This is a genomic window from Mycolicibacterium chubuense (assembly GCF_001044255.1).
Classification (GTDB): Bacteria; Actinomycetota; Actinomycetes; order Mycobacteriales; family Mycobacteriaceae; genus Mycobacterium; species Mycobacterium chubuense.
Map to the genome: position 1 here is coordinate 1 of NZ_JYNX01000012.1, position 16,066 is coordinate 16,066.

At 70.4% G+C, this 16,066-nt stretch carries 16 protein-coding genes; 10 read left to right on the top strand and 6 right to left on the bottom strand.

The window, feature by feature from the left end:
* The first annotated feature begins 151 nt into the window (after positions 1 to 151).
* A complete protein-coding gene (upp, locus tag MCHUDSM44219_RS01940; protein ID WP_048416545.1) occupies positions 152 to 775 on the top strand; it encodes a uracil phosphoribosyltransferase in 624 nt (207 codons plus the stop codon).
* A gap of 7 nt (positions 776 to 782) precedes the next feature.
* Here upp and MCHUDSM44219_RS01945 read toward each other — a convergent pair whose 3' ends face one another.
* Together MCHUDSM44219_RS01945 and MCHUDSM44219_RS01950 are read right to left on the bottom strand one after the other, a co-directional pair.
* Complete coding sequence (locus MCHUDSM44219_RS01945; protein ID WP_048416546.1) at positions 783 to 2,384, bottom strand: phospho-sugar mutase; 1,602 nt, start codon at positions 2,382 to 2,384, stop codon at positions 783 to 785.
* Entirely contained in the window at positions 2,385 to 2,828 is a 444-nt protein-coding gene (locus MCHUDSM44219_RS01950; RefSeq protein WP_048416547.1) for a MarR family winged helix-turn-helix transcriptional regulator, read from the bottom strand. It lies immediately after the preceding gene.
* Positions 2,829 to 2,916: 88 nt separating this feature from the next.
* Between MCHUDSM44219_RS01950 and MCHUDSM44219_RS01955 the strand changes: the two genes are divergently transcribed.
* A complete protein-coding gene (locus MCHUDSM44219_RS01955) occupies positions 2,917 to 4,038 on the top strand; it encodes an AbrB family protein (protein ID WP_048416548.1) in 1,122 nt (373 codons plus the stop codon).
* Here the strand turns inward: MCHUDSM44219_RS01955 and MCHUDSM44219_RS01960 are convergent.
* Entirely contained in the window at positions 3,984 to 4,778 is a 795-nt protein-coding gene (locus MCHUDSM44219_RS01960) for a purine-nucleoside phosphorylase (protein WP_048416549.1), read from the bottom strand. The genes MCHUDSM44219_RS01955 and MCHUDSM44219_RS01960 overlap by 55 nt on opposite strands.
* A 47-nt stretch (positions 4,779 to 4,825) precedes the next feature.
* Between MCHUDSM44219_RS01960 and MCHUDSM44219_RS01965 the strand changes: the two genes are divergently transcribed.
* Both MCHUDSM44219_RS01965 and MCHUDSM44219_RS01970 read left to right on the top strand, forming a co-directional pair.
* On the top strand, positions 4,826 to 6,022 hold the full coding sequence (locus tag MCHUDSM44219_RS01965) for a M20 family metallopeptidase (RefSeq protein ID WP_048416550.1): 1,197 nt from the start codon (positions 4,826 to 4,828) through the stop codon (positions 6,020 to 6,022).
* Positions 6,019 to 7,185: an amidohydrolase gene (locus MCHUDSM44219_RS01970; RefSeq protein WP_048416551.1), complete on the top strand. Its 1,167-nt coding sequence runs from the start codon at positions 6,019 to 6,021 to the stop codon at positions 7,183 to 7,185. The genes MCHUDSM44219_RS01965 and MCHUDSM44219_RS01970 overlap by 4 nt, the downstream gene beginning before the upstream one ends.
* A gap of 3 nt (positions 7,186 to 7,188) precedes the next feature.
* Here the strand turns inward: MCHUDSM44219_RS01970 and MCHUDSM44219_RS01975 are convergent, their stop codons facing one another.
* Positions 7,189 to 7,668, bottom strand: coding sequence for a gamma-glutamylcyclotransferase family protein (locus tag MCHUDSM44219_RS01975; protein ID WP_048416552.1), 480 nt, complete (start codon positions 7,666 to 7,668; stop codon positions 7,189 to 7,191).
* 41 nt (positions 7,669 to 7,709) lie between these two features.
* On the opposite strand from MCHUDSM44219_RS01975, the gene MCHUDSM44219_RS01980 reads away from it, so the two are divergent.
* The 5 genes from MCHUDSM44219_RS01980 to MCHUDSM44219_RS01995 all read left to right on the top strand — a co-directional run bounded on the left by MCHUDSM44219_RS01980 (position 7,710) and on the right by MCHUDSM44219_RS01995 (position 13,298).
* Entirely contained in the window at positions 7,710 to 9,125 is a 1,416-nt protein-coding gene (locus MCHUDSM44219_RS01980) for an NAD(P)H-quinone dehydrogenase (protein WP_048416553.1), read from the top strand.
* Between the two features lie 46 nt (positions 9,126 to 9,171).
* Positions 9,172 to 10,902: a glycerol-3-phosphate dehydrogenase gene (glpD, locus tag MCHUDSM44219_RS01985; protein WP_048416554.1), complete on the top strand. Its 1,731-nt coding sequence runs from the start codon at positions 9,172 to 9,174 to the stop codon at positions 10,900 to 10,902.
* A complete protein-coding gene (locus MCHUDSM44219_RS01990; protein ID WP_082161992.1) occupies positions 10,899 to 11,762 on the top strand; it encodes a pseudouridine synthase in 864 nt (287 codons plus the stop codon). Before glpD ends, MCHUDSM44219_RS01990 begins: the two co-directional genes overlap by 4 nt.
* 427 nt (positions 11,763 to 12,189) lie before the next feature.
* Positions 12,190 to 12,528, top strand: coding sequence for an RNA-binding protein (locus MCHUDSM44219_RS30125; RefSeq protein ID WP_082161996.1), 339 nt, complete (start codon positions 12,190 to 12,192; stop codon positions 12,526 to 12,528).
* Positions 12,528 to 13,298, top strand: coding sequence for an SDR family NAD(P)-dependent oxidoreductase (locus MCHUDSM44219_RS01995; RefSeq protein ID WP_048416556.1), 771 nt, complete (start codon positions 12,528 to 12,530; stop codon positions 13,296 to 13,298). The genes MCHUDSM44219_RS30125 and MCHUDSM44219_RS01995 overlap by 1 nt, the downstream gene beginning before the upstream one ends.
* 82 nt (positions 13,299 to 13,380) lie before the next feature.
* On the opposite strand, the gene MCHUDSM44219_RS02000 is transcribed toward MCHUDSM44219_RS01995, so the two are convergent.
* Together MCHUDSM44219_RS02000 and MCHUDSM44219_RS02005 are read right to left on the bottom strand one after the other, a co-directional pair.
* Positions 13,381 to 14,160 carry an enoyl-CoA hydratase/isomerase family protein gene (locus MCHUDSM44219_RS02000; RefSeq protein WP_048416557.1) on the bottom strand — a complete coding sequence of 260 codons (780 nt, stop codon included), beginning with the start codon at positions 14,158 to 14,160 and terminating at the stop codon, positions 13,381 to 13,383.
* 42 nt (positions 14,161 to 14,202) lie between these two features.
* Positions 14,203 to 14,907 carry a TetR family transcriptional regulator gene (locus MCHUDSM44219_RS02005; protein WP_048416558.1) on the bottom strand — a complete coding sequence of 235 codons (705 nt, stop codon included), beginning with the start codon at positions 14,905 to 14,907 and terminating at the stop codon, positions 14,203 to 14,205.
* Positions 14,908 to 14,978: 71 nt separating this feature from the next.
* Here MCHUDSM44219_RS02005 and MCHUDSM44219_RS02010 point away from each other — a divergent pair, with 71 nt between their 5' ends.
* Entirely contained in the window at positions 14,979 to 16,034 is a 1,056-nt protein-coding gene (locus MCHUDSM44219_RS02010) for a ferredoxin reductase (protein ID WP_048416559.1), read from the top strand.
* Positions 16,035 to 16,066 lie beyond the last annotated feature (32 nt).

The following is a 16,066-nucleotide window of genomic DNA, read 5'->3' on the forward strand; positions in this document are numbered from 1 at the left end:
CAATCGGGACGCGGCGTCGTGCAGGGTGGCGGCGTGGCCGCTCGCAGCGCAGCCGTAGCCGCGCACCGTGTCGGTGTCGACGGACAGTCGGGCGAACATAGAGGGTTAGACGCCGGGAAACGCCGCCCGGTTCCCGTTAAGGTCTGACCCCATGGATGTGCGCGTTGTCGACCACCCGCTGGCCGCGGCGCGGCTGAGCACTCTGCGCGACGAGCGGACCGACAACGCCGGCTTCCGTGCGGCGCTGCGCGACCTGACGTTGATGCTGGTGTACGAGGCCACCCGCGATCTGAGCGTCGAGACCATCCCGGTGCGCACCCCGATGGCGGAGACGGCCGGCGCACGGCTGGCGAACCCGCCGCTGCTGGTTCCGGTGCTGCGCGCGGGGCTGGGCATGGTGGATCAGGCGCACGCGCTGATCCCCGAGGCCCAGGTGGGGTTCGTCGGGGTGGCCCGCAACGAGGAGACGCATCAGCCCACCCCGTATCTGGAGTCGCTGCCCGACGACCTGAGCGCACGTCCGGTGATCGTGCTGGACCCGATGCTCGCCACCGGCGGGTCGATGGTGCACACGCTGGAGCTGCTGTTCGCCCGCGACGCCGTCGATGTCACCGCCATCTGTGTCGTCTGCGCTCCCGAAGGCGTTGCGGCACTGGAGAAGGCGGCGCCCGAACTACGGTTGTTCACTGCGAGCATCGACTCCGGTCTCAACGAGATCGCCTACATCGTCCCAGGTCTCGGCGACGCCGGCGACCGCCAATTCGGTCCGCGCTGACCCGGCGCTACACCAGCGAGCGAACGTCGTCGGCGAGCGCGGACTGCACCCGCGCGGCCCGCTCCCGTGCCGCCGCGAGCTCGCCCGTGCACCGAACTTCCAGGTAGCACTTCAGTTTCGGCTCCGTACCCGACGGCCGCACCACCATCCGCACCGACGTCGTGTCATCGCCGCCGGTGAACACCAGCGCATCGGTGCGCTCCGCCAGATCGCTGACGTCGACGGAGAAGCCGGCCAGTCGGGTCGGTGGCTCGCTGCGCAGGCTCACCATGACTTCTGCTGCGGCCGAGGGTGATTGGACGCGCCGGGTGACGGCGGTGGTGGTGTGCACACCGTGGCGGCGGGCCAGCTCGTCCAGCGCGTCGGGCACCGACCGTCCCTCGGCGCGCAGTGCAGCCACCAGGTCGCATGCCAGGACGGCGGCGCTGATGCCGTCCTTGTCGCGCACCGCGGCCGGATCCACGCAGTGCCCGATCGCCTCCTCGTAGGCGTACACCAGCGTCCCGGGCACGTCGGAGTCGGCACGTGCGAGCCACTTGAACCCGGTGAGCGTCTCGACATGCCGCGCGCCGTAGCTCGCGGCGATGCTCGCCAGCATCCGCGACGACACCACCGTGCTCGCCACGACCGCCGTCGATGCATCGCCCTGCGAGAGAAGGTAATCGCCCAGCAGCCAACCGGTTTCGTCGCCGGAGAGCATCCGCCAGCCGGCCTCAGTCGGCACGCCGATGGCGCATCGGTCGGCATCGGGATCGAGCGCGACGGCGATGTCGGCGCCGACGTCGGCCGCCAGCGCCAGGAGTGCGTCCGTGGCGCCGGGCTCTTCGGGATTGGGAAACGCGACGGTGGGGAAGTCGGGGTCGGGCGCGAATTGCGCCGCCACCACGTGCACGTCGGCGAAACCGGCGAGCGCGAGCGCGTCGAGGGCGTACTCGCCGCCGACTCCGTGCATCGGTGTCAGCGCGATACGCACCGATCCGGTGGCGCGGCGTACGCCGGCGGCTCGTTCGACGTAGGCGCGGATCTGCTCGGCGCCGGACACCGCGACGGGGGAGCGGGGGATCTCGTCGGCGGGCGGGGCGGTGGCGATGGCCGCTTCGATCTCCGCGTCGACGGGCGGGATGATCTGCAACCCGCCCGGGAAGTACACCTTGTAGCCGTTGTCCGACGCGGGATTGTGCGACGCGGTGATCTGCACGCCGGCCGCCGCGCCGGTGTGCCGAACCGTGAACGCCACCACGGGAGTGGGCACCGGCGCGAACATCAGGAGAACCGGAAAGCCCTGTGCAGCAAATACTTCCGCACAAGCACGGCCGAACTCCGCGGACCGGTGCCGGGCGTCGTAGCCGACGACGACGTGATCGTCGCCGAGTCCGCGCCGGCTCAGCACCGTCGCCACCGCCCACGTCGCGCGCAGCACCACCGCGAGGTTCATACCGTTGGGGCCGGCGCGCAACGGGCCGCGCAGGCCTGCGGTGCCGAACGTCAGCGGCGCGGCGAAGCGATCGGCGAGGTCGGTGTCGGTGCAGGCGGCCAGCTCGGCGGCCGCGTTGGGATCCGGGTCGTGAGCCAGCCACTCCCGGACCGCCGCGTGGAGGTCGGACGTCACCTAGGTCAGTGTGCCCGTATCGGGGTCGGCGAGCTTGCGCAGGATGGGCGCCACGAGCATCAGCAGATCGAACTCGAGGGTGGACAACCGTTCCCGCATGGTCGTGTGCAGCCACGCGTCGCGCTCGGCGCGGTCGGCCTCCATCAAGGTGGTGCCGTCGGTGGTGATCTCGACGAGTTGGCGGCGGCGGTCGGAGGCGTCTGGCCGCCGGGCCACCAGCCCCCGCGACTCGAGCTCGTTGAGCGAATCGGTCAGCGACTGCGCCTTGACGCCCAGCCGCACGCCCAGTTCCGCGGGTGTCGTGATGCCCGCCCGGCTGATCTCACCGAGAAGCTGCATCTGACTCAGCGTCAGCCCGTTGTCCGGACGGTGCCGCCGCAGCTGCCGGGCGACCGCCATCATCGACTCCCGCAGTTCGGTCGCCGCCGACGCCTCGATACCCATTACCAAGTTATACCTTGGCATCACCGCGCAAGTCACGCACGAAACCGCCGTTTGAGATCTTGATTTGCCAAGAGCATACTTGCCATTGATGACGACGCGATTGCTGAGGTGGACGGCACTGCTAGCCGCGACGGTGGCGGTCACCGCCCCGTTCACGCTCCTCGGGGTGCCGTCGGCGGCGCTGTTCGCCGCGCTGGTGGTCGGCATCGCGTTCGCACTGCTGTCGGCGGGCCCCGCCGGCGTACCCCGCACCCTCGGCGTCGCGGCGCAGGGCGTGCTCGGCGTCTACATCGGCACGATGGTGCAGCACGACGCGCTGGGCGCCCTGGGCGGGGACTGGCCCGTCGTCGTCGGCGTGGCGGCCGGCACCCTGCTGCTCAGCGTCGTCGCCGGCGCGCTGCTCGGCCTGCACCGCAACGTCACCCCGCTCACCGGATCGCTGGCGCTCGTGGCCGGCGGCGCGTCCGGGCTCGTGGCGATCGCCCGGGAACTCGGCGGTGACGACCGTGTCGTCGCCGTGGTGCAATACCTGCGGGTCGGGCTGGTCACCATGTCGATGCCCGTCGTGGTCACGCTGATCTACCACGCCGACACGTCCCGCGGCAGCGCCGACGCCGTGACGCCGCCCGGGCGGGCTCCGTGGTACCTGAGCCTGGCGATACTCGTCGTGCTCGTGCTGGTCGGCGCCACCGTCGGACGGCTGATCCGGCTGCCGGGCGCCGGCCTGCTCGGCCCGCTCGCGCTCACCGTCGCCCTGGAGGTCAGCGGGTTCTCGTTCGGTCTGTGGGTGCCGACGCTGCTGGTGCAGGCCGGTTACGTGCTGATCGGCTGGCAGGCGGGTCTGGCGTTCACCCGGGCGTCGCTGCGCGCGGTCAGCCGGCTGCTGCCCGCCGCGATCACGCTCATCGTCCTGATCGGCGTCGCCACCGCGGGTCTGGGCGTGCTGCTGGCCCGGGTCGCCGGGCTGACGCCGTTGGAGGGGTACCTCGCGACCAGTCCCGGTGGCGTCTACGCGGTGCTGGCGACCGCGGTGGAGACGGGGTCCAACGTGACGTTCGTGATCGCCGCGCAGGTGGTCCGGATCCTGATGATGCTCTTCGCGGCGCCGCTGCTGGCCCGCGCCGTGGTGTGGGCGAGCCGGCGGATCGGCGGCGATCAGAGCCGGGAGATCACGGCCGAGAGCAGGGAACCCATCCGCGTGGCCGACTGACGGCCGGCCTCGAGCACCTCGTCGTGGCTCAGCGGCTGCCCGGTCATCCCGGCGGCCAGGTTGGTCACCAGCGACACCCCCAGCACCGCCGCGCCGGCCGCGCGCGCCGCGATGGTCTCGTGCACGGTCGACATCCCGACGAGATCGGCGCCGAGGGTGCGCAGCATCCGGATCTCGGCGGGCGTCTCGTAGTGCGGTCCGGGCAGGCCGGCGTAGACGCCCTCGGCGAGGGTCGGGTCGATCTCGCGGGCGAGGGCCCGCAGCCGCGGCGCGTACGCGTCCACCAGGTCGACGAACTGTGCGCCGACCAGCGGCGAGCGGGCGGTGAGGTTGAGGTGGTCGCTGATCAGCACCGGTTGACCCACACTGAACTCCGGGCGCAGGCCGCCGGCGGCGTTGGTCAGCACCACGGTGTGCACGCCGGCGGCGCAAGCGGTGCGCACCGGATGCACGACGTGGCGCAGGTCGTGGCCCTCGTAGGCGTGAATCCGGCCCAGCAGCACCAGAACCCGGTGCTCGCCGACCCGCAGGGAGAGCGCCTGGCCGCCGTGGCCCTGCGCGCTGGGCGGGGTGAAACCGGGCAGCTCGGCCATCGGGACGACGGCGGTCGGCTCCCCGAGCCGCTCGGCGGCCGGTGCCCAGCCCGATCCGAGGACGACGGCGACGTCGTGGCGGTCGACGCCGGTGCGTTCGGCCAGGGCCCGGGCCGCCTGCTGCGCGGCTGTCCCGGGATCCTCCACGACCGGCAGCTTAGTGGGGGTGTCGGGGCAGTGAGATACTTGCCTGCATGCCTACCGCCGCCGCGTCGTCGTCTCATGCGTCGACGACCGTCGAGGACGTGGTGCGCCGGCGCAGCGGCGAGTTGCTCGAGTTGTCGCATTCCCTGCACGCCGAGCCCGAGTTGGCCTTCGACGAACACCGCAGCTGCGCCAAGACGCAGGCCCTGGTCGCCGAGCGCGGCTTCGACGTGACGGCGAACGCGGGCGGATTGGACACCGCGTTCCGGGCCGAGTTCGGCAGCGGGCCGCTGGTCGTCGGGATCTGCGCCGAGTACGACGCGCTGCCGGGGATCGGGCACGCCTGCGGGCACAACATCATCGCCGCGTCGGCCGTCGGCACCGCGCTCGCGCTGGCCGAGGTGGCCGACGACCTCGGGCTGACGGTGGTGCTGCTCGGCACCCCGGCCGAGGAGGCCGGGGGAGGCAAGGTCCTGATGCTCGACGCCGGGGTGTTCGACGACATCGCCGCGACGGTGATGCTGCACCCCGGTCCGATCGACATCGCCGCGGCGCGCTCGCTGGCCCTGTCGGAGGCGACGATCCGCTACACCGGCCGCGAAGCGCACGCCGCCGTCGCGCCGTATCTCGGCGTCAACGCCGCGGACGCGGTGACCGTCGCGCAGGTCGCGATCGGCCTGCTGCGCCAGCAGCTCGCCCCGGGGCAGATGTGCCACGGCATCGTCACCGACGGCGGTCAGGCCGCCAACGTCATCCCGGCGTCGGCGGAGCTGCGTTACACGATGCGGGCGACGAATTCGGAGTCGTTGCGCGCGTTGGAAACCCGGATCGCGGGCTGTTTCGCTGCGGGGGCGGTGGCCACCGGTTGCGAGCACACCGTGGAAGAGACCGCGCCCGCCTACGCCGAGTTGATCCCGGATCCGTGGCTGTCGGCGACGGTCCGGGCGGAGATGCTGCGGTTCGATCGCAGCCCGGTTCCCGAGGAGGTCGAGGCGTCAGTGCCGTTGGGCAGCACAGACATGGGCAACGTCACGCAGGTGATGCCGGGTATCCACCCGATCGTCGGCATCGACGCGGGGGGCGCGTCGATCCACCAGCCGGAGTTCGCCGCCGCCGCGGCCGGGGAGAGTGCCGACGCCGCGGTGATCGAGGGGGCGATCATGCTGTCCCGCACCGTGGTGGCGCTGGCCGGTGACGCCGCCCAGCGGGACAGGGTGCTGGAACTGCAGCAGAGGCGGGCGTCATGAGTGTGTTGGCGCACGCCGCGGCGCGTTTCCTGTCGGCCCGCTACGACGACCTCGTGGCGTGGCGGCGGCATCTGCACATGCATCCCGAGCTCGGTCGTCAGGAGTTCGCGACCACGCAGTTCGTCGCCTCGGTGCTGGCCGACGCAGGGCTCAACCCGAAGGTGCTGCCCGGTGGGACGGGTCTGACGTGCGATTTCGGTCCTGACGACGGGCCGCGGGTGGCGCTGCGCGCCGACATGGACGCGTTGCCGATGGCCGAGCGGACCGAGGCGCCCTACGCGTCGGTGGTGCCGGGCATCGCGCACGCCTGCGGTCACGACGCGCACACGGTGGTGCTATTGGGCGCCGCGCTGGCGCTGGCGTCGGTGCCGGAACTGCCGGTGGGGGTGCGGCTGATCTTCCAGGCCGCCGAAGAACTGATGCCCGGCGGCGCGATCGACGCGATCGCGGCGGGCGCGTTGACGGGGGTGTCGCGGATCTATGCGCTGCACTGCGACCCGCATCTGGAGGTGGGCCGTGTCGCGGTCAAGCCGGGCCCCATCACGTCGGCGGCCGATCAGCTCGAGGTGGTCCTGCATTCGCCGGGCGGGCACACGTCGCGGCCGCATCTGACCGGCGATCTGGTCTACGGGATCGGCACGCTGATCACCGGCCTGCCGGGCGTGCTGTCGCGGCGCATCGACCCGCGCAACAGCACGGTGATGGTGTGGGGTGCGGTGAACGCGGGGGTGGCCGCCAACGCGATCCCGCAGTCCGGCACGCTGGCAGGCACCATCCGCACGGCCAGCCGCGAGACCTGGGTGACGATGGAAGACCTTGTCACCGAGACGATTTCGTCACTGCTGGCGCCGCTGGGCATCGAGCATGTGGTGAACTACCGACGCGGCGTCCCGCCGGTGGTCAACGAAGAGGTGTCCACGCGCATCCTCACCCACGCCATCGAGTCGATCGGCCCGGATGTGCTCGCCGACACCCGGCAGTCCGGCGGCGGCGAGGACTTCTCCTGGTATCTGGAGGAGGTGCCCGGCGCGATGGCGCGGCTGGGCGTGTGGAGCGGGCAGGGCCCGCAGCTGGATCTGCACCAGCCGACGTTCGACCTCGACGAAAGGGCGCTCGGCGTCGGGGTGCGCCTGCTGGTCAACATCATCGCCAACAGCGCCTGACCCCTAGCCTCCCGGGCCCGGGCCGATGTTGCTCGACGGCCGCGTCCGCAGGTCGTACACGTATTCCGCTGGCGCTCCGGCGATTTCGGCCGCGTCGGCCATCACGCCGAGGTAGCGTGCCGACGGGATTCCGCCCTCCCAGGCGTCCACCACGTACAGCCACGCCAACGCGGGGTCGGTGTCGGTGTCGGACGCGGTGCGTTCCACCCGGCAGCGGATCTTCTTGTGGATGCCGAGCTCCGAGCCCTCCCAGCGGTCGAGGTTCTCCTCGTCTTCCTTGGTGACGTCGTAGAGCACGACGAACACCTTGGACCCGGGATCCTCGACGATGGTGGCCAGCGCGCCTTCCCAGCCGATGTCCTCGCCGCCGAACGTCAGCCGCCACCCGTGCAGCCAGCCCGTGCCCGCCATCGGCGAATGAGGGGCCCGTTGCAGCATCTGCTCGGGATGCATGTTCGACCCGTAGGCGGCGTAGAGCGGCACGCGAGAAGCTTAAACGCATCTCTGTGCAATAGGTTGGTGGCGTGGTAACGCGGATCGTGATCATCGGCGGCGGGCCGGCGGGCTACGAGGCGGCGCTGGTCGCGGCCGCTCACGGACGGGACGTCGCGCAGGTGACCGTCGTCGACTCCGACGGCCTGGGCGGCGCCTGCGTGCTCTATGACTGTGTGCCGTCGAAGACGTTGATCGCCTCCACCGGCGTGCGCACCGAACTACGCCGCGCGCAGGGACTGGGCTACGACATCGGCATCGATGCGGCGCCGATCTCGCTGCCGGACATCAACAACCGCGTCAAGACGCTGGCCGCCTCCCAGTCCGCGGACATCGGCAGTCAATTGCTCAACCAGGGCGTCACGATCATCGGCGGCCGCGGTGAGCTCGTCGACGACATCGCCGGCATGGCCCACCACCGCGTCAAGGTCACCACGCCCGACGGCAAGGTCGGTGTGCTCAAGGCCGACATCGTGCTGATCGCGACCGGCGCCAGCCCGCGGGTGCTGCCCAACGCGGTGCCCGACGGCGACCGGATCCTGACGTGGCGGCAGGTGTACGACCTCGAGACGCTGCCCGAGCACCTGATCATCGTCGGTTCCGGGGTGACGGGTGCGGAGTTCTGCAACGCCTACACCGAACTCGGTGTGACGGTGACGGTGGTCGCGAGCCGCGATCAGATCCTTCCCCACGAGGACTCGGACGCGGCGGCGGCGCTGGAGGAGGTGTTCAACGAGCGCGGGGTGACGCTGGTCAAGAACGCCCGCGCCGACTCGGTGACCCGCACCGACACCGGTGTCCGGGTCGCGATCGCCGACGGCCGCGTCGTCGAGGGCAGCCATGCGCTGATGACCGTGGGTTCGGTGCCCAACACCGCGGGCCTGGGCCTCGACCGCATCGGTGTCGACCTCAAGCCGGGCGGCTACATCCCGGTCGACCGGGTGTCGCGCACACCCGCGTCAGGCGTCTACGCCGCCGGCGACTGCACCGGCCTGCTGCCGCTGGCCTCGGTCGCGGCGATGCAGGGCCGCATCGCGATGTACCACGCGCTCGGCGAGGGCGTCTCCCCGATCCGGCTGCGGACCGTCGCGTCCGCGACGTTCACCCGCCCCGAGATCGGCGCGGTCGGCATCCCGCAGTCGGCGATCGACGACGGCAGCGTCCCGGCCCGCACGCTGATGCTCCCGCTGAACACCAACGCCCGCGCCAAGATGTCCCTGCTCAGGCACGGTTTCGTCAAGATCTTCTGCCGCCCGGCGACAGGTGTGGTGATCGGCGGGGTGGTCGTCGCGCCGATCGCCTCGGAGCTCATCCTGCCGATCGCGCTGGCGGTGCAGAACCGCATCTCGGTGACCGACCTGGCCCAGACGCTGTCGGTGTACCCGTCGCTGTCCGGATCGATCGTCGAGGCCGCGCGCCGGTTGATGGCGCACGACGATCTGGACTGAGCCACGTAGGCTGGACCCGTACTGACCGGTAACAAGGAAGGTGCGCGTGAGCAACCAGGCCCCGGACTCGTTTCTCGGCCCAGATCAGCGTGCGCGAGCGTGGCAGCGGCTCGGCGCTGAGCAGTTCGACGTTGTCGTGATCGGCGGCGGCGTCGTCGGCGCCGGCGCGGCGCTCGACGCCGCGACCCGCGGGCTCAAGGTCGCGCTCGTGGAGGCGCGCGACTTCGCGTCGGGCACGTCGAGCCGCAGCAGCAAGATGTTCCACGGCGGACTGCGCTACCTCGAGCAACTCGAGTTCGGTCTGGTGCGTGAAGCGCTGCACGAGCGCGAGCTGTCGCTGACCACGCTGGCGCCGCATCTGGTCAAGCCGCTGCCGTTCCTGTTCCCGCTGACCAACCGCTGGTGGGAACGGCCCTACATCGCGGCGGGCATCTTCCTCTACGACAGCCTCGGCGGCGCGAAATCCGTTCCGGCGCAAAAACATCTGACGCGGGCGGGTGCGCTGCGGCTCTCGCCGGGCCTGAAACGCAGCTCGCTGATCGGCGGCATCCGCTACTACGACACCGTCGTCGACGACGCCCGGCACACCATGATGGTGGCCCGGACCGCGGCGCACTACGGGGCGGTGGTGCGGACGTCGACGCAGGTGGTGGCGCTGCTGCGGGAAGGCGACCGGGTCACCGGTGTGCGGGTGCGCGACTCCGAGGACGGCACCGTCACCGAAGTGCGCGGGCACGTCGTCGTCAACGCCACCGGGGTGTGGACCGACGAGATCCAAGCGCTGTCCAAGCAGCGGGGCCGGTTCCGGGTGCGCGCCTCGAAGGGCGTGCACATCGTGGTGCCGCGGGACCGCATCGTCAGCGAGGTCGCGATCATCCTGCGCACCGAGAAGTCGGTGCTGTTCGTGATCCCGTGGGGCACGCACTGGATCATCGGCACCACTGACACCGACTGGAAACTCGACCTGGCTCATCCCGCAGCCACCAAGGCGGACATCGACTACATCCTGCGCACGGTCAACACCGTGCTGGCCACCCCGCTGACCCACGACGACATCGACGGTGTCTACGCGGGGCTGCGCCCGCTGCTGGCCGGGGAGAGCGAGGAGACCTCGAAGCTGTCGCGCGAGCACGCGGTCGCGGTCCCGTCGCCCGGACTGGTGGCGATCGCGGGCGGCAAGTACACCACCTACCGGGTGATGGCCGCGGATGCGATCGACGCTGCGGCGGAGTTCGTACCGACCCGGGTGGCGAAGTCGATCACCGAGAAGGTCCCGCTGATGGGCGCCGACGGCTACTTCGCGCTGGTGAACCAGACGCAGAGCGTGGGCAAGCATCACGACCTGCACCCGTACCGGGTCCGGCACCTGCTCGACCGCTACGGCTCGCTGATCGACGAGGTGCTGGCGATGGCCGACGATCGGCCCGAGCTGCTCGAGCCGATCACCGACGCGCCCGTCTACCTGAAGGTGGAGGCGGCGTACGCGGCGGCCGCCGAGGGCGCGCTGCATCTCGAGGACATCCTGGCGCGGCGCATGCGGATCTCGATCGAATACCCGCACCGCGGTGTCGACTGCGCGCGCGAGGTCGCCGAGATCGTCGCGCCCGTGCTGGGCTGGAGCCCGCAGGACGTTGATCGCGAGGTGGAGACCTACCGCGCCCGGGTGGAGGCGGAAGTGCTGTCGCAGACCCAGCCAGACGATGCGTCGGCCGACGCGTTGCGCGTCGCGGCGCCCGAGGCCCGCGCGGAGATTCTCGAGCCGGTTCCCCTCACGTGAGGCGTCCCGCACCGCTTCCCGTGCGCGACGGGCTCGGGCCGGCGCGGGTGCGGTTGCGGGGCGGTGCGGTGCTGGTCGAGCTGGCCGACCGCTTCGGCGAGCAGGCGGCTGCCAAAGTGCTTGCCGGAGAGGTGCTCTGCGCTGACGGTACGGCCGTGACGGCGTCGACGGTCCTTCCGCCCGACGCGCACGTCTACCTCTACCGGGATCTTCCCGACGAGGTGCCGGTGCCGTTCGACGTGCCGATCCTGTACCGCGACGAGAACCTCGTCGTCGTCGACAAGCCGCACTTCTTGGCGACGATGCCCCGCGGCGGTCACGTCGCGCAGACGGCGCTGGTGCGGCTGCGCCGCTCACTCGAGCTGCCGGAGTTGAGCCCGGCGCACCGGCTGGACCGGCTGACCGCGGGCGTGCTGGTGTTCACCGCGCGCCGCGAGGTGCGCGGCGCGTATCAGACGCTGTTCGCCCGCGGGCGGGTGACCAAGACCTATCTGGCGCACGCACCCGTCGACGCAGGCCTTACGTTCCCACTGACGGTGCGCAGCCGCATCGTCAAACGGCGCGGGTGTCTGCAGGCCGTCGAGGAGCCCGGGGAGCCGAACGCGGAGACGGTGATCGAGCGCTGCGACCCGGTGTACCGGCTGACACCGCGGACGGGCCGCACCCACCAGCTCCGCGTACATATGGGGGCGCTCGGGATTCCGATCACCGGTGATCCGCTGTATCCCGACGTCATCGACGTGGCCCCCGACGACTTCTCCACGCCGCTGCAGCTGCTCGCCCACAGCCTCGAATTCGACGACCCGCTGACGGGCGTCAGGCGCCGGTTCGCGAGCATGCGCACCCTTGCCGGCCCCTAGTGTGCGCTCAGATCGCAACTCCCCTCGGACAGTGACGCGCGATTGCGATCTGAACGCACACTGTGCGCCCGATGAGCGCACCCCCGAAATGTACGACATCGTCAAGAAGTTCGCTGGACGAATCGTTGATGTCATCAAACACTTCCTCACAAGGGATTCTGTGGAAAAAGTCGGAAAACCGACCTTTGCTCATAGCTGTCGCGTAACCGCTACGTCAGGTCGCCGTAGCGCCGACCCCGCCGCAATACCCGTGTACTGTGCAGACGCCGAGCGCCGATGCGCGGACGTCGCCTGCTGGCAAATCGCCGCCCGTCGACCGTCGTCGCCCTCGTCTGCGTCCGCCGGGCGTGTTCGGCCGCGGGGCGAAGCGCCGACTGCCACAATCGACGCGTGTCCGCGGGCCCGCCGCGGGGGAGAAGGAGTGTGCGTGCGCATCACCTGGCTCGTCGCAACCGCCGTGATCGTGGGTGGGGGCTCGGCGCTCGTCCCGGCGCCGCCCGCGCAGGCCATCTGCGGATCGGTCGGCGGCCCGCACCTGGACGTCAGCGGCTGCTCGGATCCGTTGTACGAACTCAACGACGTGCTGGACTACCCACCGCCACCGCCACCGCCTCCGCCTCCGCCGGGTGCGCCGCCGCCTGCTGACGCCCCGCCCCCGCCACCTCCGCCACCTCCGCCGCCGCCACCACCTCCCGTGGCGTACGCACCGAACGTCGCGGTCTGCGCCGACGTTGGGCGACGGATCAGCGTCGGCGGGTGCATCTAGTGGACCGCTCCTCGTTCGACAGGCTGTTCGACATGACCGGCCGCACGGTGATCGTCACCGGCGGCACACGCGGGATCGGGCTCGCCCTGGCGGAGGGTTACGTGCTGGCTGGCGCCCGGGTGGCGGTGGCCAGCCGCAAGGCCGACGCGTGCGAGCGGGCCGCGGCACATCTGCGGGAGCTCGGTGGGGAGGCGATCGGGATCCCCACTCATCTCGGGGAGGTCGACGATCTCGGCGCGCTCGTCGACCGTACGGTCGCCGAGTTCGGCGGGCTGGACGTGCTGGTCAACAACGCCGCCAACCCGTTGGCGCAGCCGCTGGAGCAGATGACGGTCGACGGGCTGACGAAGTCGTTCGACGTGAACCTGCGCGGCCCGGTGTTCCTGGTGCAGGCCGCACTCCCGCATCTGAAGGCGAGCGAGCACGCCGCGATCCTGAACATGGTGTCGATCGGGGCGTTCATCTTCGCGCCGATGCTGGCGATCTACGCGTCGATGAAGGCGGCGATGATGTCGTTCACCCGGTCCATGGCCGCCGAGCTGGTGCACGACGGCATCCGCGTCAACGCGCTGGCGCCCGGACCCGTCGACACCGACATGATGCGCAAGAACCCGCAGGAGGCGATCGACGGGATGGTCAGCGGGACGCTGATGCGCCGGCTCGCCACGGCCGACGAAATGGTCGGCGCCGCACTGCTGTTGACGTCCGACGCGGGCAGCTACATGACCGGACAGGTGATCATGGTCGACGGGGGCGGCACCCCGCGCTAGCCCGTCCTCCCTTCCGCCGAACTTGCATTCCGGCAGGCCTCGTCTCGCACTTTTCCTGCGTGGGTGCAGTCTCGGCGGGGGGTCAGGCTTTGCGCAGCACCTTCGACGCGGCCTCGCGCATCTCGCCGCTCGTCGACGCCAAGATCTGGCTGCGGTTCTCCAGGTGCAGGGCCGCCTCGAGGCTGCCTGCGTCGAGGTTGGCCCACAGCACCTGCTTGGTCGATTCGACACCGAATTTGCCGTATTGACAGAGTGTCTCGGCGATCGTCAGCGCCTCGTCCAGTGCGGAGTCGGCGATCCGGGACACCAGTCCCAGGCGCAGTGCCTCGTCTGCGTCGACGGCCCGGGCGGTGAGGATCATGTCGAAAGCCGCTCCCGCGCCGACGATCCGGGGCAGCGTGTAGCTCACCCCTATGTCGCTGCCGCCCAGCCCGAGCTTGATGAACTGGGTGCAGAACCGCGCCGACGAGCCCGCGACTCTGATGTCGCAGGCGGCCGCGATACCCAGCCCTCCGCCGTAGGCGGCGCCGTTGACGGCCGCGATCACCGGTTGGCGCAATCGATGGATCTTCGCGGTGAGGTCGGCAATGCGTTCCTGCCAGCGCATGCCCGACCGGGGGAACTCGGTACCGCCACCGGCCTCGTCGGGGCTGGGGGCGCCCAGGTCCAGGCCGGAGCAGAATCCGCGTCCGGCGCCGGTCAGCACCACCACCCGGCAGGTGTTGTCGGCGGCGAGGGCGTCGAGTTCGGCGTGCAGCGCTTCGACGAGTTCGTAGGACAGGGCGTTGAGCTTGTCGGGCCGGTTGAGGGTCAGCACCGCGATCTCGGGCCGGGGGTGTGTCACTTCCAGAGCGGACGCCATGCCCGTCACGCTATCCATCGCCGGTTCGGCGCCGGGAATGGGTCAGCTGCTGCGCCAGCCGGCCACGCCGATGGTGATCATTCGCAGTTGTTTGATGGCGATCCGCCGGATCTCGGCCACGGTCGTCGGGTCGGTGGTGTCCTCGAGTGATTCGGCGATCACGATCATCGAGTTGACGAACACGCTGGCCAGGATGTTGAGGTCTTCGCCGCTCCAGGTGTTCAGGCCTGGGAAGCGGGCGAGGTCGATCGCGAGTTCGGAGGTGATGAGCCGGATCTCGGTGCGGATGGCGTAGCGCAGTACCGTGACGCCGCTGTTGCGTTCCCGTCCGATGAACAACCAGTGTTCGCGGCGTTCCTGCACACCGTCGATGAGGATGTCGACCGACGATTCGATCACCCGATTGGGATCGAGCTTGCCGGCGCGTGCGCCGCGCAGCATGTCGCGCAGGCTGCGGAACGACTCGTCGATGAGCACCAGGCCGAGCGATTCCATCGACTCGAAGTGGCGGTAGAACGCGGCGGGCACGATCCCGGCCTCGCGGGTGACCTCGCGCAGGCTCAGCGCGGTGAAGCTGCGTTCGGCGAGCAGGTGCAGTGCGGCGTCGACGATGGCGCGCCGGGTGGCTTCCTTGCGCTGCTCGCGGGTCAGGCCGGATCTCTCGCTGTCCCTGGTCCGAGACGAATCGCGCGACCTGCTCGACCTCCCGGACCGGTCAGAGTGTGATCTGGGCGTACGACTGTTCACTGCCTGTGAAACCTACCACAACCTGCAAGGACCCATTGACACGAGGCGGTCGATTGTCCAATGGTGTACACATGTTCACTGAAACGTTGACCACGCGGGTGCGGCGGTCGGGGCTGCTGGATCTCCTCACGGGTCCCCACGGCGTCGACCGCTACACCGAACTGGTCGACCCGACCTGGACGCGCGGCCAGGCCCGCGCCCGGGTCGTCGCGGTGCGCCGCTCCACGCCGCGCAGCGTGACGTTGACCCTCGCACCCAACCGGGCGTTCTCGGGTTTTCGGGCCGGCCAGCACATCAACCTGTCGGTCGAGATCGACGGTCGCCGACGCACGCGGCCGTACTCGCCGGCCAACGCCGAGACCGACCGGCACATCGAGCTGACCGTCGGCCGCCACGACGGCGGACTGGTCTCCACCTATCTCTTCGACCACGCCCGGCCCGGCATGATCGTCGGCCTGGACTCGGTGGCCGGCGAGTTCACCCTGCCGCAGCGACTGCCCGAGCGGATCCTGTTCGTCTCCGGTGGCAGCGGCATCACGCCGGTGATGTCCATGCTACGGACGCTGCGCGCACGCGGTCATCGAGGGGAGGTCGCGTTCGTGCACTACGCGCGATCGGCGCACGAGGCGTGCTATCGCGGGGAACTCGCTGAGATCGCGACGACGATGCCGAATGTGACTGTCCGCCATGGGTTCACGCGCGAGACGGCCGAGTCGGAGCTGTCCGGCCGGTTCGCCGCCGACCACCTGCCGATCGCAGATCCCGAGGCGGTGTACGTCTGCGGGCCGCCTGCGCTGGTGGACGCAGTCCGCGAGATGTTCCCGTCCGCCCAGTACGAGAGCTTCGTGCCGCCGGTCTTCGAGGGTGAGGCCTCCGGCGGGCAGGTCACGTTCAGCGACAGCGGGATGGCTGTCACCGACGACGGCCGGCCGCTGCTCAACCAGGCCGAGGATGCGGGTCTGACTCCGGAGAGCGGCTGCCGCATGGGCATCTGCTTCTCCTGCACACGACGCAAGACCAGCGGCGTGGTGCGCAACGTCGTCACCGGTGCGGTGTCGTCGCCCGAGGAGGAGGACGTGCAGATCTGCGTGTCCGCCCCGGTCGGTGACGTCGACATCGCGCTCTAGACCACCCAACCCAGAACATCACGCTCTCCGAG

Bases quoted from the DNA above. Each gene is read 5' to 3' on its own strand.
- upp (WP_048416545.1), top strand. From the start codon at position 152: ATGGATGTGCGCGTTGTCGACCACCCGCTGGCCGCGGCGCGGCTGAGC.
- MCHUDSM44219_RS01950 (WP_048416547.1), bottom strand. From the start codon at position 2,828: ATGGGTATCGAGGCGTCGGCGGCGACCGAACTGCGGGAGTCGATGATG.
- MCHUDSM44219_RS01955 (WP_048416548.1), top strand. From the start codon at position 2,917: ATGACGACGCGATTGCTGAGGTGGACGGCACTGCTAGCCGCGACGGTG.
- MCHUDSM44219_RS01965 (WP_048416550.1), top strand. From the start codon at position 4,826: ATGCCTACCGCCGCCGCGTCGTCGTCTCATGCGTCGACGACCGTCGAG.
- MCHUDSM44219_RS01970 (WP_048416551.1), top strand. From the start codon at position 6,019: ATGAGTGTGTTGGCGCACGCCGCGGCGCGTTTCCTGTCGGCCCGCTAC.
- MCHUDSM44219_RS02000 (WP_048416557.1), bottom strand. From the start codon at position 14,160: ATGGCGTCCGCTCTGGAAGTGACACACCCCCGGCCCGAGATCGCGGTG.
- MCHUDSM44219_RS02010 (WP_048416559.1), top strand. From the start codon at position 14,979: ATGTTCACTGAAACGTTGACCACGCGGGTGCGGCGGTCGGGGCTGCTG.